Origin of the sequence: Micromonospora ferruginea (assembly GCF_013694245.2) — a bacterium.
Taxonomy (GTDB): Bacteria; Actinomycetota; Actinomycetes; order Mycobacteriales; family Micromonosporaceae; genus Micromonospora; species Micromonospora robiginosa.
In genome coordinates, this window is sequence record NZ_CP059322.2 from 422765 (window position 1) to 438363 (window position 15599).

At 73.2% G+C, this 15599-nt stretch carries 12 protein-coding genes and 1 pseudogene; 9 read left to right on the forward strand and 4 right to left on the reverse strand.

All coding sequences use genetic code 11. The features are described from left to right. The first annotated feature begins 68 nt into the window (after positions 1 to 68). Positions 69 to 1505 carry an RNB domain-containing ribonuclease gene (locus tag H1D33_RS02135; RefSeq protein WP_181569663.1) on the forward strand — a complete coding sequence of 479 codons (1437 nt, stop codon included), beginning with the start codon at positions 69 to 71 and terminating at the stop codon, positions 1503 to 1505. Between the two features lie 67 nt (positions 1506 to 1572). Then, entirely contained in the window at positions 1573 to 2271 is a 699-nt protein-coding gene (gene npdG / locus H1D33_RS02140; RefSeq protein ID WP_181569662.1) for an NADPH-dependent F420 reductase, read from the forward strand. 105 nt (positions 2272 to 2376) lie between these two features. Here npdG and panB read toward each other — a convergent pair whose 3' ends face one another. Together panB and H1D33_RS02150 are read right to left on the reverse strand one after the other, a co-directional pair. Then, the gene (panB, locus tag H1D33_RS02145) at positions 2377 to 3222 is read right to left on the reverse strand and encodes a 3-methyl-2-oxobutanoate hydroxymethyltransferase (protein ID WP_181569661.1); all 846 of its coding nucleotides are present in this window, start codon (positions 3220 to 3222) and stop codon (positions 2377 to 2379) included. 118 nt (positions 3223 to 3340) lie between these two features. Further along, on the reverse strand, positions 3341 to 5101 hold the full coding sequence (locus H1D33_RS02150) for an NAD+ synthase (protein ID WP_181569660.1): 1761 nt from the start codon (positions 5099 to 5101) through the stop codon (positions 3341 to 3343). Between the two features lie 197 nt (positions 5102 to 5298). Here H1D33_RS02150 and glnA point away from each other — a divergent pair, with 197 nt between their 5' ends. The 6 genes from glnA (at position 5299) to H1D33_RS02180 (ending at position 12872) form a co-directional block, all read left to right on the forward strand. Beyond that, positions 5299 to 6648, forward strand: a complete 1350-nt coding sequence (glnA, locus tag H1D33_RS02155) for a type I glutamate--ammonia ligase (RefSeq protein ID WP_181569659.1) — start codon at positions 5299 to 5301, stop codon at positions 6646 to 6648. Between the two features lie 83 nt (positions 6649 to 6731). Continuing rightward, positions 6732 to 7157 carry a DUF350 domain-containing protein gene (locus H1D33_RS02160; protein WP_181569658.1) on the forward strand — a complete coding sequence of 142 codons (426 nt, stop codon included), beginning with the start codon at positions 6732 to 6734 and terminating at the stop codon, positions 7155 to 7157. Positions 7158 to 7188: 31 nt separating this feature from the next. Continuing rightward, positions 7189 to 7881 carry a helix-turn-helix transcriptional regulator gene (locus tag H1D33_RS02165; protein WP_181569657.1) on the forward strand — a complete coding sequence of 231 codons (693 nt, stop codon included), beginning with the start codon at positions 7189 to 7191 and terminating at the stop codon, positions 7879 to 7881. A gap of 95 nt (positions 7882 to 7976) precedes the next feature. Further along, complete coding sequence (locus H1D33_RS02170) at positions 7977 to 8348, forward strand: VOC family protein (protein ID WP_181569656.1); 372 nt, start codon at positions 7977 to 7979, stop codon at positions 8346 to 8348. Positions 8349 to 8551: 203 nt separating this feature from the next. Further along, the gene (locus tag H1D33_RS02175; protein ID WP_181569655.1) at positions 8552 to 11581 is read left to right on the forward strand and encodes a carbohydrate binding domain-containing protein; all 3030 of its coding nucleotides are present in this window, start codon (positions 8552 to 8554) and stop codon (positions 11579 to 11581) included. Positions 11582 to 11813: 232 nt separating this feature from the next. After that, the gene (locus tag H1D33_RS02180; protein ID WP_307755338.1) at positions 11814 to 12872 is read left to right on the forward strand and encodes an IS110 family RNA-guided transposase; all 1059 of its coding nucleotides are present in this window, start codon (positions 11814 to 11816) and stop codon (positions 12870 to 12872) included. 118 nt (positions 12873 to 12990) lie between these two features. On the opposite strand, the gene H1D33_RS02185 is transcribed toward H1D33_RS02180, so the two are convergent. Further along, positions 12991 to 13440: a hypothetical protein gene (locus H1D33_RS02185; RefSeq protein WP_181569653.1), complete on the reverse strand. Its 450-nt coding sequence runs from the start codon at positions 13438 to 13440 to the stop codon at positions 12991 to 12993. A 183-nt stretch (positions 13441 to 13623) separates the two neighbouring features. Here H1D33_RS02185 and H1D33_RS02190 point away from each other — a divergent pair, with 183 nt between their 5' ends. Further along, positions 13624 to 14511 (forward strand): Vgb family protein, encoded by an 888-nt coding sequence (locus H1D33_RS02190; RefSeq protein ID WP_181569652.1) that lies wholly within the window; start codon positions 13624 to 13626, stop codon positions 14509 to 14511. A gap of 121 nt (positions 14512 to 14632) precedes the next feature. On the opposite strand, the pseudogene H1D33_RS02195 reads toward H1D33_RS02190, so the two are convergent. Then, positions 14633 to 15550 (reverse strand): annotated as a pseudogene (locus H1D33_RS02195) (S66 peptidase family protein); the annotation flags it as partial. Positions 15551 to 15599 lie beyond the last annotated feature (49 nt).

Here is a 15599-nt window from a genome sequence, read left to right on the forward strand (position 1 = left end):
CTTCCTAACCTGCGCGGCGGCGCCGCGCCGGTGAGCGGAACGTGCGGAGCACTGTCAGGATTGACCGCGTGGTGATCCGACGCGTACTGGCGCCCCGCATCGACTTCGGCGCGCTGCGCCGCGAGCTGGGCCTGCCCGAGAGCTTCCCGGCCGCGGCGCAGCGCGAGGCCGACACCGCGGCCGCCGCGCCGCTGCCGGCCGTCGCCGACCGGACCGACATCCCGTTCGTCACCGTCGACCCGGCGACCTCGCGCGACCTCGACCAGGCGATGCACCTCGCCCGCCGGCCCGGTGGCGGCTACCGCGTGCGGTACGCGATCGCGGACGTGCTCACCCACGTACACCCGGGGGGTGAGCTGGAGGCCGAGACGTGGCGGCGGGGTCAGACGGTCTACCTGCCCGACGGCAACGTGCCCCTGCACCCGCACACGCTCAGCGAGGGCGCCGCCAGCCTGCTGCCCGACGCCGACCGGGCCGCCGTGCTCTGGACCATCGACCTGGACGCCGACGGCGGCACGGTCGCGGTCGGCCTGGAACGCGCCCGGGTGCGCAGCCGGGCCAAGCTCGACTACGGCGGGGTGCAGCGCGACGCCGACGCCGGCCGCCTGCCCGAGCCGATCGCCCTGCTGCCCGAGATCGGCGCGCTGCTCACCGCGCGCGGGCTGCGCCGGGGCGCGATCAACCTGCCGCTGCCCGAGCAGGACGTCGAGCCCGACGGCGACGGGTGGCGGCTGGTGCTGCGCGGCCCCGGCCCGATGGAGGAGCACAACGCGCAGATCTCGCTGCTCACCGGCATGGCCGCGGCCGACATCATGCTCGCCGGCCGGATCGGCCTGCTCCGGACCATGCCCCGCCCCCGCCCGGAGGCGGTCGAGAAGCTGCGGCTGGCCGCCGGCCCGCTCGGCGTGCCCTGGCCGGACGGCGTCTCGGTCGGCCAGGTGCTCGCCGGGCTGGACGCGTCGCAGCCCCGCGCGGCCGCCTTCGTCGACCAGGCCGCCGAGCTGATGCGTGGGGCCGCGTACACCGCCTTCGACGGCGCGGTGCCCGAGCAGCCGGAGCACGGCGGGGTGGCCGCCGCGTACGCCCACGTCACGGCGCCGCTGCGCCGCCTGGCCGACCGCTACGCCACCGAGGCCTGCCTGGCCCTGCACGAGGGGCGCGAGGTGCCCGCGCACGTCCGGGAGGCGCTGCCGAAGCTGCCCGAGGTGATGGCGACGACCGACCGGACCGCCGGCGCGGCCGCCCGCGGCGCGATCGAACTGGCCGAGGCGGTGCTGCTGGCGCACCGGGTGGGCGAGACGTTCGAGGCGGCGGTGCTGGACGTGGACGAACCCCGTCCGGCGGGCAACGGCCGGGCCGGCCGGCCGCCCGGCGGCACGGTCGCGCTGGACGAGCCGCCGGTGCGGGCCCGCTGCACCGGCGAGCTGCCGCTCGGCGAGCGCGTCCAGGTCCGGCTGACGGCCGCCGACCCGGTGGAACGCAAGGTCGCCTTCGAGCGCGCCTGACCCGGCGCGGGGATTGTCACAGCGCCTCGACGCGCCGAGCGGTCGCGGGCTTTGCGAGGATGACCGCATGGCTTACGACGCGACCACCCTGCCCGACGTCTCCGGGCTCACCGTCGGCATCATCGGCGGCACCGGCGACCAGGGGCGGGGTCTCGCCTACCGGTTCGCCCGGGCCGGGCAGACCGTGCTCATCGGCTCCCGCGCCGCCGACCGGGCCGCCGAGGCCGCCGCCGAGATCGCCGCCCTGCCGGGTGTGCCGGCCGGCGCCGCCGTCTCCGGCGCGGCCAACGAGGAGGTCGCCCGTCGCAGCGACGTGGTGGTCGTCGCGGTGCCGTGGGACGGGCACGAGGCCACCGTCGCCGCGCTCGCCGGGCCGCTGGCCGGCAAGATCGTGGTGGACTGCGTCAACCCGCTCGGTTTCGACAAGCAGGGCCCGTACGCGCTGACCGTGGCCGAGGGCAGCGCCGTGCAGCAGGCCGCCGCGCTGCTGCCCGACTCCCGGGTCTGCGCCGCGTTCAACCACGTCAGCGCGCCGCTGCTGGCCGACCCGGAGGTCGACCGGATCGACCTCGACGTGCTGATCTGCACCGAGGACCGGGACCTCGTCGGCGTGGTCGCCGCGCTGGCCGCCCGGATTCCGGGCATGCGCGGCATCTACGCCGGCCGGCTGCGCAACGCCCACCAGATCGAGGCGTTCACCGCGAACCTGATCGCGATCAACAAGCGCTACAAGGCGCACGCCGGCATCCGGGTGACGGATCTCTGAGCGGCGCGGCCTCGCGGTTAGGCGGGGGCCCCGCTTAACAGTCGGCTGTTAAGCGGGGCCCCCGCCTCTACCGAATGCGTTAAGCGGGGCCCCCGCCTTACATCCTCAGAAGGTGTGCTCGGGGGCGGGGAACTCGCCGCCGCGCACCTCGTCGGCGAACTGCCGGGTGGCGTCGGTCAACGCGCCGGCCAGGTCGGCGTAGCGCTTCACGAAACGCGGCGCCCGGCCGGCGCGAAGCCCGGCCATGTCCTGCCAGACCAGCACCTGCCCGTCCGTGTCCGGGCCGGCCCCGATGCCGACCGTGGGGATGGACAGCTCGCCGGTGACCCGCTTGGCCACCTCGCCCGGCACCATCTCCAGCACCACCGCGAACGCGCCCGCCTCGGCCACCGCCCGGGCGTCGGCGAGCACCTCCTCGGCGGTGTCGCCCCGGCCCTGCACGCGGTAGCCGCCGAGCGTGTGCTCGCTCTGCGGGGTGAAGCCGATGTGCGCCATCACCGGGATGCCGGCGCCGACGATCGCCTCGATCTGGGCGGCGCAGCGCCGGCCGCCCTCCAGCTTGACGGCGTGGCAGCCGCCCTCCTTCATGAACCGCACCGCGGTGCGCAGCGCCTGCGCCGGCCCCTCCTCGTACGAGCCGAACGGCAGGTCGCCGACGACCAGCGCGTGCTTCGTGGCCCGCACCACGGCACGGACCAGCGGCAGCAGCTCCTCGGCGGTCACCGGCAACGTGGTCTCGTAGCCGAAGACGTTGTTCGCGGCCGAGTCGCCGACCAGCAGCACCGGGATGCCCGCCTGGTCGAAGATCGAGGCGGTGTACTGGTCGTACGAGGTGAGCATCGCCCACCGCTCGCCACGCTCCTTGGCGACGAGCAGGTCGCGGGTGCGGATCCGCCGGGTGGCCGGCCCGCCGTACAGGGCGGTCACCTCGGTCGGGGTGGACTCCACCATGACAATCTCCCTTCCTCGAGGCCGCGCACGCGGTCCCCGGGTTCCCCGCGATCGTCGCACCGGGTGGCCGGCCGCCGGCAGGTCGGAGTGGAGGAATTCACTCCCGGCCGAAGCTCGCTCAGCCGTCCTCGCGCCAGCGGTTGGTGATCGGCAGCCGCCGGTCCCGGCCGAACGCCTTCATGGAGATCTTGGTGCCGGGCGCGGACTGCCGCCGCTTGTACTCGGCGGTATCCACCATCCGCAGCACCTTGTCGACCACCGCCGGGTCGTGGCCGGACTCGACCAGGCCGTCGCGGCCCAGGTCGCCGTCGACGTAGCCGATCAGGATCGGGTCGAGCACGTCGTAGTCGGGCAGCGTATCGCTGTCGAGTTGGCCGGGGCTCAGCTCGGCCGACGGCGGCTTGCCGATCGAGTTCTCCGGGATCGGCGGCGTCTCGCCGCGCCGGGCCGCGTCCGCGTTGCGCCACTTCGCCAGCCGCCACACCAGCGTCTTCCAGACGTCCTTGACCGGGTTGTAGCCGCCCACCGAGTCGCCGTAGAGAGTCGAGTAGCCCACCGCCAGCTCGCTCTTGTTGCCGGTGGTGAGCACCAGGTGGCCCTCCTGGTTCGACAGCGCCATGAGGATCACGCCGCGGACCCGGGCCTGGAGGTTCTCCACCGCCACGCCGGACAGCGACATGTTGGCCAGGAACGTGTCGACCATCGGCTGGATCGGCTCGATCCGGTAGTCCAGGCCGGTGCGCTTGGCCAGGTCCTCGGCGTCGGTGCGGGAGTGCTCGGAGGAGTGCTGGCTGGGCATCGAGACGCCGACCACCCGCTGCGGGCCGAGCGCGTCCACCGCGAGCGCCGCCGCCACCGCCGAGTCGATGCCGCCGGAGAGGCCGAGCACCACCGACGGGAACCGGTTCTTGTCGGCGTAGTCGCGCAGGCCCAGCACCAGCGCCTGCCACACCTCGGCCTCGTCGGCGACCGGCTCGATGATCCCGCCGGTCGCCGCGGGCCCGCCGGACGCCGGCGGGATCGCCGGCACCTCGTGGCGGACCAGCCGCATCCCGTCGGCCAGGTCGGTGGCGCCGCCGGTCGTCTCCGGCGCCGCCGGCAGCTCCACGTCGTGCACCAGCAGGTGCTCGACGAACTGCGGCGCCCGGGCCAGCAGCGTGCCGTCCGCGTCGACGATCAGCGAGTCGCCGTCGTAGACCAGCTCGTCCTGGCCGCCGACCATGTTCACGTACGCGATGGCGGCGCCCGCCTCGGCGGCCCGCCGGCGGACCAGCGGCAGCCGCGCGTCGTCCTTGTTCAGCTCGTACGGCGAGCCGTTGATGCTGAGCACCAGCCCCACGCCGGCCTGCCGGGCGACCGCGAACGGGCCGCCGGCCTGCCACAGGTCCTCGCAGATGGTCAGCGCCACGTCGACCCCGCCGAGCCGCACCACGGTCAACGTGTCGCCGGGGACGAAGTAGCGGTCCTCGTCGAACACCCCGTAGTTGGGCAGGTGGTGCTTGAAGTAGGTGGCCACCACCTCGCCGCGGTGCAGCAGCGCGGCCGCGTTGCGGGCCCCCCGGCCCGGCTCGGCGTCGGCGCTGACCTGCGGCGGCCCGTCCGCGTCCAGGTAGCCGACCAGCACCGGCAGGTCGCCGAGGCCGTCGCCGGCCAGGTCGGCGGCGAGGCGGTGCAGCGCGGCCCGGGACGCGGCGACGAACGACCGGCGGAAGACCAGGTCCTCGACCGGGTAGCCGGTCACCATCAGCTCGGGGAAGAGGGCGAGCTGGGCGCCGGAGTCGGCGGCCTTGCGGGTCCACGCGCGGACCCGGTCGGCGTTGCCGGTGAGGTCGCCGACCGTCGGGTTGACCTGGCACAGGGCGAGACGCAGGGTGGGCATGCCCCCATCTTTCCCCAGCCGTCCCGGCCGAATCAGGCCGGAGGGGGGAGAGGAGGGCCACCGTCTCCGAGGGCGGGACACGACAGGACGACCCGCCGGGGAAGGGCGTAACGTCGGCGTAACGAGGCCGGTGGAGACTGAGCGGTCAGCCGGGCCGGCCCGGCCGGTGCAGGACGTACGTGTCACGAGGGGTGGATGTGGACCGTCAGCAGGAGTTCGTCCTCCGTACGCTGGAGGAGCGGGACATCCGTTTCGTCCGGCTGTGGTTCACCGACGTGCTCGGCACGCTCAAGAGCGTCTCGGTGGCCCCGGCGGAGCTGGAGGCGGCCTTCGAGGAGGGCATCGGCTTCGACGGCTCCGCGATCGAGGGCTTCGCCCGGGTCTTCGAGTCGGACATGGTGGCCATGCCCGACCCGACCACGTTCCAGGTGTTCCCGTTCGAGGGCGGGGTGAGCGGCGAGAGCGCCCGGATGTTCTGCGACATCCTGCTGCCCGACGGCAGCCCCTCCTGGGCCGACCCGCGGCACGTGCTGCGCCGGATGCTGTCCCGCGCGGCCGACAAGGGCTTCACCTTCTACACCCACCCGGAGATCGAGTTCTTCCTGCTGGAGAACGGCCCGCAGGACGGCTCGGTGCCGGTCCCGGTGGACACCGGGGGCTACTTCGAGCACACCACGCACGCGGTGGCGCGCGACTTCCGCCGCCAGGCGGTGCTGGCGCTGGAGCGGATCGGCATCTCGGTGGAGTTCAGCCACCACGAGGTCGCCCCCGGCCAGCAGGAGATCGACCTGCGCTACGCCGACGCGCTCACCACCGCCGACAACATCATGACGTTCCGGCACGTGGTCAAGGAGGTGGCGCTCTCCACCGGGGTGCAGGCCAGCTTCATGCCGAAGCCGTTCACCGACCAGCCGGGCAGCGGCATGCACACCCACCTGTCGCTGTTCGAGGGGGAGCGCAACGCGTTCCACGACGCCGGTGACCCGATGAAGCTGTCCAAGGTCGCCAAGTCGTTCATCGCCGGGCTGCTCACCCACGCCCGGGAATACACCGCGGTCACCAACCAGTGGGTCAACTCCTACAAGCGGCTCTTCCCGCTGGCGCTGCCGGACCGGATCACCGAGAGCCCGGCGTACGTCTGCTGGGGTCACCTGAACCGGTCCGCGCTGGTCCGCGTGCCGGCCTACGGCAAGCCGAACTCGGCCCGGGTCGAGGTCCGGTCGTTGGACTCGGCGACCAACCCCTACCTGGCGTTCGCGGTGATGCTCGGCGCCGGCCTGAAGGGCATCGAGGAGGGCTACGAGCTGCCCCCGGGCGCCGAGGACGACGTCTGGTCGCTGAGCAGCGCCGAGCGCCGCGCGATGGGCTACGAGGCGCTGCCGGAGAACCTGTCCGAGGCGATCGACGTGATGGCCGGCTCGGAGCTGGTCGCCGACGTGCTCGGCGAGCACGTCTTCGACTTCTTCCTGCGCAACAAGCGGGCCGAGTGGGAGCAGTACCGCCGCGAGGTCACCCCCTACGAGCGGCAGCACTACCTCTCGCTCTAGATCGAGTTGGCGCGGTGCCGCTATCGTCTGCGGCACCGCCCGCGCACCCGCGCCCGGGCGGGCGGAGCCGGGGAGGCGTTCGGGTGCTGGGAGATCTGCTCAACGGGGCGTGGCAGAGCATCGTGTTCGGCGTGGTCGGGGTGGCGCTGATGGCCGCCGGCTTCGTGCTGGTCGACCTGCTCACCCCGGGCAAGCTGCGGGAGTTGATCTGGGTGCGCCGCAACGGCAACGCCGCGCTGCTGCTCGCCGCCAACCAGCTCGGCATCGCCGGCATCGTCTTCACCGCGGTGCTGACCAGCTACAGCTCGTTCACTAAGGGGCTGGTCTCCACGGTGATCTTCGGGCTGGTCGGCCTGCTGGTGATGGCGCTGGCCTTCTTCGTGCTGGACCTGCTCACCCCGGGTCGGCTGGGCGACGTCATCGCCGCCGACGAGCCGCACCCGGCGGCCCGGGTCAGCGCCGCCACCCACTTCGGCGCCGCGCTGATCGTCTGCGCCTGCATCGCCTGAGGCGTCGTACCCCCGGCCTAGGGTTCGTGGGGTGAACCGGACGGATCGGCTCTACGCCCTGGTCGAGGAGCTGCGCGCGGTGTCGCCGCGCCCGCGCAGCGCACGCTGGCTGGCCGGGCGCTTCGAGGTCAGCACCCGCACCGTCGAGCGCGACATCACCGCGCTGCAGGGCGCCGGCGTGCCGATCTGGGCCAAGCCGGGCCGCACCGGCGGCTACGTGGTCGACCGGGCCCGCACCCTGCCGCCGGTCAACCTGACCCCGGCCGAGGCGGTGGCGATGGCGGTGGCGCTGCACCGCCTCGGTGGCTCGCCGTTCGCCCCGGCGGCCGGCGCCGCGCTGCGCAAGCTGGTCGCGGTGATGCCGCCGGCCGCGGTGGCCGAGGCGCACCGGCTCGCCGGCCGGGTGCACCTGGTCGGCGACGGGCCGGGCACGCCCGTCCCGGCCGCCGTCGCCGACGCGGTCGCCGCCGGGCGGGTGCTGCGCCTGCGGTACGCCGACCGGGGCGGCGCGGATTCGGCCCGTGACGTGGAGCCGCTGGGCTACCTGGGCAACGCGACGCACTGGTACCTGGTCGCCTGGTGCCGGCTGCGGGACGGGCTGCGCTGCTTCCGCACCGACCGGATCCGCTCGGTGCACCCGCTGGCCGAGCCGGTGACCCGGGAGCTGCGCCCCGGCGACCTCGACCTCCCGGTCGACCGGGTGCGCCCGCTCAGCCTGGTCTGATCCGGGTGGAAACACCGACAGGACGCTGTCGCGGGTCGGGTCGACGCTGGATGCTGACGACGCCGGCCGACCGGCCGGCGCGGTGAGGAGGCAGCATGTCCAGCACGCCCGTGACCTGGTTCGAGATCGGCGCCGACCGCCCGGACGAGGCGCAGCGCTTCTACGCCGAGCTGTTCGGCTGGAGCTTCGAGGAGCAGGGCGGCCCGGCCAACTCCTACCGGCAGACGGCGGCCGGTGGCGAGTCGGGGATCGGCGGCGCGATCCGGGGCACCGACTCCGCCGCCGACAACTACGCGATCTTCTACGCCCAGGTGCCGGACGTGGCGGAGGCCTGCCGGCGGGCTGAGGCGGCCGGCGGCACGGTGTTGGCGAAGCCGGTGACCGCGCCGAGCGGCCTGGTGCACGCGCGCCTGCGTGACCCGTCCGGCAACCTGCTCGGCCTCTTCACCCCGCCGGCCGGGGGCTGAGCGCTCCTTGCTCCCGGCTCGGTGGCGGAGTCGGGAGCAAGGAGTTGCGGGGGATGCAAGGGGTTGCGCATATCGTTGATTGTGAACCCCTGGTTTCCGGGAATCGAAGCTGGTAACTTCCTGGCACCACGCGTCGCAAGTTCTTGCAACGCCTTCATCCCCTTGCGTCCGCCGGAGCGGGCGTGGGTGTCAGGAGAGCCGCCATGAGGGGCAGGACCATCACCACCCGTCGCCGGTGGGGCGCGCTCGCGCTCGCCACCGGTGTGCTCGCCGCGCTGCTGCCGTTCACCGCCGCCGCGGCGGCCAACACCGTCACCGTCTACTACCAGCCGCCGGCCGCCTGGGGCGCCTCGGTGAACATCCACTATGGCGTGGACGGGCAGGCATGGACGCCGGTGCCCGGCGTGCCGATGGACGCCGCCTGCACCGGCTGGCGGCGCAGGACCGTCGACCTCGGCGCCGCCACCGGTCTCCAGGTCGTCTTCACCAACGGCAGCGGCGTCTGGGACAACAACAACGGCGCCAACTACCGCCTCGGCACCGGCACGGTGACCGTCGCCGCCGGCCGGATCGGCACCGGCGACCCGTGCGCGACCGCCACCCCGTCGCCGACCCCGTCCGCCACCACCAGCCCCTCGCCGTCGCCGTCCGGCACCGCCGGGAACACCGCCGAGGTCTGGTACCACCTCACCCCGCGCGGCTGGGCCGCCGCCAACCTGCACTACCGGCCCGCCGGTGGCGCCTGGACCACCGCGCCGGGCGTCGCCATGGAGACGCGCTGCGCCGGCTGGGCCCGCCGGGTCGTCGACCTCGGCACGGCCACCGGGCTCACCGCGGCGTTCAACGACACCGCCGGCGCCTGGGACAACAACGGCGGCGCCGACTACACCCTGGGCGTCGGGCGCAGCGTCGTGGACAACGGCCGGGTCACCCCCTCCGCCACCGACCCGTGCGCGCCGACCGTCCCGGACACCACGCCGCCGTCCACGCCGGGCGGCCTCACCGCCGTCGCCGACGGGCTGGCGGTCACCCTGAGCTGGACCGCCGCCACCGACGACCGGGGTGTGACCGAGTACGAGCTGACCCGCACCGGCGGCGCCGGGAGCACCACGGTCACCAGCACCACCACCCGGTACGTCGCGTACGACCTGCGGCCCGCCACGGCGTACACCTGGAGTGTGCGGGCGCTCGACGCGGCCGGCAACCGGTCGGCGGCGAGCGCGCCGGCGTCCGCGACCACCGGAAGCGCGCCGGCCGGCGGCGCCCCGCTCGGCGGCGACCCGCGCGAGGACAGCATCTACTTCGTGATGACCGCCCGGTTCGCCGACGGCGACCCGGCCAACGACCGGGGCGGCAGCCAGCACGTGGCCTCCGGCAACGCGGCGAACAACGACCCGATGTTCCGGGGCGACTTCAAGGGGCTGGTCGACAAGCTCGACTACATCAAGGCGCTCGGGTTCTCCGCGATCTGGATCACGCCGGTGGTGCTCAACCGCTCCGACTACGACTACCACGGCTACCACGGCTGGGACTTCTACCGCGTGGATCCGCGGCTGGAGAGCGCCGGAGCGTCCTACCAGGACCTGATCGACGCGGCACACGCCAAGGGCATCAAGATCTTCCAGGACGTGGTCTACAACCACAGCTCCCGCTGGGGCGCCAAGGGCCTCTTCACACCCACCGTCTACGGCACCCGTGACGACCAGTGGAAGTGGTACTACGACCAGCCGCAGGCCGGCCGGGAGTACGACCCGATGGTCGAGGCCACCGGCAACGACCCGGCGCTCACCCCGGCGCAGAACGCCAAGGCCAAGGGGCGGCCGTACAACGGCGACGTCTGGTCGTCCGCCGCGCCCACCGGCAACCAGTGCCTGAACTGGGGTACGCCGACCGGCGGGCGCAGCGCCGAGGGCTACACGCTCTACCAGTGCCAGTGGCCCACCCCGACCAGCAAGCTGTTCCCCGCCGACAGGTACCACCAGTGCTGGATCGGCAACTGGGAGGGCGAGGACGCGCGCAGTTGCTGGCTGCACGAGGACCTGGCCGACTTCAACACCGAGAACGCGGCCGTGCAGGAATACCTGATCAACGCGTACAACCGGTTCATCGACATGGGCGTGGACGGCTTCCGGATCGACACCGCCGTGCACATCCCCCGGGTCACCTGGAACCGGCGCTTCCTGCCCGCCATCCAGCAGCACGCCGTGTCCCGGTTCGGCGCGAAGGGCAAGGACTTCTACGTCTTCGGCGAGGTCGCCGCGTTCGTCAACGACAAGTGGAACCGTGGCTCGGTCAACCACTCCGCCCAGTTCTTCACCTGGAAGGAGCGTAAGGAGTACAGCCCGGACGACGTGCGCGCCGCCATCGAGCAGTACGACTACGAGCAACTCCTCGGCCCGGCCGGGCAGCCCACCACGGACAACGCGTTCCTGCGCGGCAACGCGTACCACGCGCCGGACCACTCGAAGTTCTCCGGCATGAACGTGATCGACATGCGGATGCACATGAACTTCTCCGACGCCGGCAACGCGTTCGGCAACGGCAAGGACTCCGACGACAGCTACAACGACGCCACCTACAACGCCGTCTACGTCGACAGCCACGACTACGGGCCGAACAAGTCCTCGACCCGCTACACCGGCGGCACCGACGCGTGGGCCGAGAACATGAGCCTGATGTGGACGTTCCGCGGCATCCCGACGCTCTACTACGGCTCCGAGATCGAGTTCCAGAAGGGGGCGCGGATCGACTGCGGACCGACCTGCCCGCTCGCCACCACCGGCCGCGCCTACTACGGCGACCACCTGGCCGGCAGCGTCACCGCCGCCGACTTCGGGGTGGTCGGCTCCGCCAGCGGCACGGTGGCGACCACGCTCGCCCAGCCGCTGGTCAAGCACGTGCAGCGGCTCAACCTGATCCGGCGGGCCGTGCCGGCGTTGCAGAAGGGGCAGTACTCGACCGAGGGCGTGAGCGGCGCGATGGCGTACAAGCGGCGCTTCACCGAGGGCGCGGTGGACAGCTTCGCGCTGGTCACCGTCTCGGGCTCGGCCACGTTCCGGGGCGTGCCCAACGGCCGGTACACCGACGTGGTCACCGGGGACGTGCGGACGGTCACCGACGGCACGCTCACCGCGTCGGTCAGCGGCAAGGGCAACCTGCGGGTCTACGTGCTCGACCTGCCCGGCAACCCGGCCCCGGGCCGGATCGGCGTCGACGGCCCGTACCTGCGCTGACAGTGAGGATGTAGGAGCGGTCACCCGGCTGTCTGACCCTTGCGCTGACCGACGGTTGCTGTCCTTCGCTGGATCTGTCGACTGTCCGGGTGACCGCTCCTGCACGTCACTGGCTGGGCGTTCGTGACTTCATAGGAGCCTGTGCGAGAGGCCCCGTCACTGTCTTGTCCGCCTGCCCGGCGGGTGCGTGCCGACCCTGTTCGGTGCGAGCGAGAGGGACGACGAGTTCAGCATGGCAGCCAAGAAGCGCCCGGTCACGGGTGGGATAGACACCCACGGCAAGACTCATCACGCCGCTGTCGTCGATCAGGCCGGCCGCGTACTGGGAGATCAGCAGTTCACCGCGACGCCGGCCGGCTATCGGGCGCTGCTGGCCTGGCTGCGGTCGTTCGGCCGGCTGATCAAGGTGGGAGTGGAAGGCACCGGCACCTACGGCGCAGGACTGGCCCGATATCTGGCCGGCGAAGGTGTTTGCCTGGTCGAGGTCGACCGGCCCGATCGCAAGACCCGCCGCAGCAAAGGTAAGTCCGACCCGATCGACGCGGTCGCCGCCGCCCGCGCGGCCCTGTCCGGGCAGGCCGCCGGCACACCCAAGACCCGCACTGGACCGGTCGAGGCCATCCGAGCGCTGCGCGTGGCCCGCCGGGGCGCGGTCAAGGCCCGCACCGCTGCCCTCAACCAGCTCCACGGCCTGATCACGTCAGCGCCCGATGCCGTGCGCAGCAGCCTGGCAGGGCTGCCCAGACCCGCGCTGATCACCACCTGCGCGAGCCTGACGATCGACGACACCGCCCTGACCGACCCTGTCCACGCGACCAGAGCCGCGCTACGCGCGGTCGCCACCCGAGTGCAGGCCCTCTACACCGAGATTGCCCTGGCCGACCGGCGGCTGCGCCCGGCAGTGGCAAAGACTGCCCCACGCCTGAGCGCGCTCTACGGCGTCGGACCTGAGGTCGCAGGGCAACTCCTAGCCACCGCCGGCGACAACCCCGACCGGCTGCGCTCCGAAGCCGCCCTCGCTCACCTGTGCGGCGCCGCGCCGATTCCCGCCAGCTCGGGACGCACCGACCGCCACCGCCTCAACCGCGGCGGCGACCGAGCAGCCAACAACGCTCTCTACACGATCGCGTTAACCCGCATGCGTTACGACCCGCGCACCCGTGACTACGTGCAACGACGCACCAAACAAGGTCTCGCCAAGATCGAAATCATGCGCTGCCTCAAGCGCTACATCGTCCGCGAAGTCCACGCCGCACTAATGGCCGACTTCGCCGCACTCAACACAGCTTGACTTCCATAGGAGCATCCGCCGGCGGCGTCGGGCGGCTCCCGCCCGACGCCGCTGTCCCCGACAGGTGTTAAGCGGGGCCCCCTCCTCTACCGAATGCGTTAAGAGGGGGCCCCGCCTTTCACTTGTGCCAGCCGCGGGCGCCCATACCGCCGGGGCCGGGGAAGACGCCGGACTCGGCGGCCTTGAGCACGGCGTCGGCCTGGTCCTGGGTCAGCTTGCCGTCCTTGACGGCCTGGTCCAGCCGGTCCTTCAGCGCGGCCTGCCGGTCCTGCGCGGACGGCGGGGTGGGCCGCTCCGGGCGGTCGGCCTGCCGCTGCTCGCGCAGCTTCTCCAGGGCCGCGGTCACCTTGTCGGCCGGTACGCCCAGCTCCTTGGCGAGCGCGTCGGCGAACTCGGCCTGCCGGTCGGCGTGCTGCTGCTGGTGGCGGTCGCCGCCCTGCTCGGTGCTCGCGCCGGCGCTCGGGCTGTTGTCGTCGGCGAGCGCCACCGTCGGGGCGGCGATCCCGACGCCGAGCACCCCGGCGGCGGCCAGGCCGACCAGCAGGCGCTTCCTCGTCATGCGGATCATGCGGTTCTCCTGTTCGGTGGTGGTGCGATGACGTCACTGACAGTGACTAACGGAGCTGGGGGCAACCCGTGGCGAACCTGTCAGCGAGCTGGCAATCCGCGCCACGGATCGGGACAAATGCGGTTGCCTCTCCGTCGGCGGGCCGCGACGCTGGGGCGGAATCCCGACGAAAGGCCATCCCTCATGACACAGCCCGTCATTCGTGAGCTCGCGCTCACCGGGCCGGACGCCGGCCCGTACGCGATCACGCTCGGGCCCGACGACGCGCTCTGGCTGACGCTGGCCGGCTCCGGCGGCGTCGCCCGGCTGGGCCTCGACGGCGACGTGCGGGTCCACCGCACCGACCCGCCGGAGAGCCGGCCGCTGATCATCACCGCCGGCCCGGACGGCGCGCTCTGGTACACCCGCTCCGGCGACCACCGCCTCGGCCGGATCACCGTCGACGGCGAGAGCAGCTCGGTCGCGCTGCCGCCCGGCTGCGCCCCGTGCGGCCTGGCGGTGGGCCCGGACGGTGCGCTCTGGTACGCCGGCATGGGCGACGACACAATCGGTCGGGTCACCGTCGACGGGCAGGTCAGCACGTTCGGCCTGCCGGTCGCCAAGGGCTTCCCGTCGATGCTGGCCGCCGGGCCGGACGACGCGCTCTGGCTCACGCTCAACCAGGCGAACGCGATCGCCCGGGTCGACCTGGACGGTTCGGTGACGGTGCACCCGCTGCCGACCGAGGGGGCCGGGCCGGTCGGCATCACCCGGGGCGGCGACGGTGCGCTGTGGTTCGTGGAGATCGTCGCCGGTCAGCTCGGCCGGATCACCCCGGACGGGCGGATCGACGAGTTCCCGCTGCCGGACCGGGCGGCCCGGCCGCACGCGATCGTCGCCGACCCGGCCGGCGGCTGCTGGTTCACCGAGTGGGGCGCGAACCGCCTAGGCCACGTCACCCCCGACGGCCATTTCACCCACCACACCCTGCCGACCCCATCCTCCGAACCGCACGGCCTCACCGTCACCCCCGACGGAGCGGTCTGGGCCGCCCTGGAAACCGGCACGGTCGCCCACCTCACCCCGCGCTGAGGTCGATCATGAGGTTGGCGGCAGTTGTCGATCTCTGAACTGCCGCCAACTTCATGATCGACCGCGCGGGGCGCGGGGCGCGGGGGCGGGGCGCGGGGCGCGGGGCGGGGTCAGCGGACGGCGGGGAGACCGTGAGGGTGGCGGTGGTGGTGTTCAGGACCGCTTGGGTGTTCACCGGGACGGTGAGCTGGTGGGGGCCGTGGCCGATGGGCAGGCCGCCGAGGACCGGGACACCCAGGTCGCCCAGGCGGTCGGTGAGCACGTCGACGATCGTGGTGTCCCAGCCGTCGGCGCACTCGGTGAACTGGCCCACCGCCACCCCGGCGAGCCCGGCCAGCGCGCCGCACCGGCGCAGGTGGGTCAGCATCCGGTCGACCTTGTACGGCGGCTCCTGCACCTCCTCCACCAGCAGGATCGCGCCGGTGAGATCAGGCATGTCCGGGGTGCCGACCGACGCGGTGATCAGGCACAGGTTGCCGCCGATCAACCGGCCCTCGGCCCGCCCGGGCACCCGCACCGGGTACGTCTCCTCCGTCTCGACCGCCGCCACCGTCACCGGTTCGGTGGTCATCAGCGCGGCGTGCAGCGACTCCGCCGAGCGGATCGGGGTGCGCTCGTCCCGCCAGGCGGCGCCGGGGCCGTGCACCCCGGCCAGCCGGGTGCCCCGCCAGAGCGCGAACTGCAACGCGGTGATGTCGGAGAAGCCGGCCACCACCTTCGGGTCGCGGCGTACCGCCGCCATGTCGATCAGGTCGACCACCCGCTGCGCGCCGTAGCCACCCCGGGTGCAGATCACGCCCCGGATCTCCGGGTCGGCGAACGCCGCGTTCAGGTCCGCGGCCCGCAGCGCGTCGTCGCCGGCCAGGTAACCCCGCCGGGCGTACGCGTTCGGCGCGGGCACCGGCCGCAGGCCCCAGCCGGTGAGCAGCTCGATGCCGCGGGCCACCCGCTCGGGACGGGTCGGGCCGGACGGCGACACCAGCATGACCGCGTCGTCGGGACGCAGGGCCGGTGGGCGCAGGCAGTCGTCGGTGGGCACGACCGCGAGCCTAGTGCGGCCGAGCCGGACCGCCCCCGCGCGGGCGTAC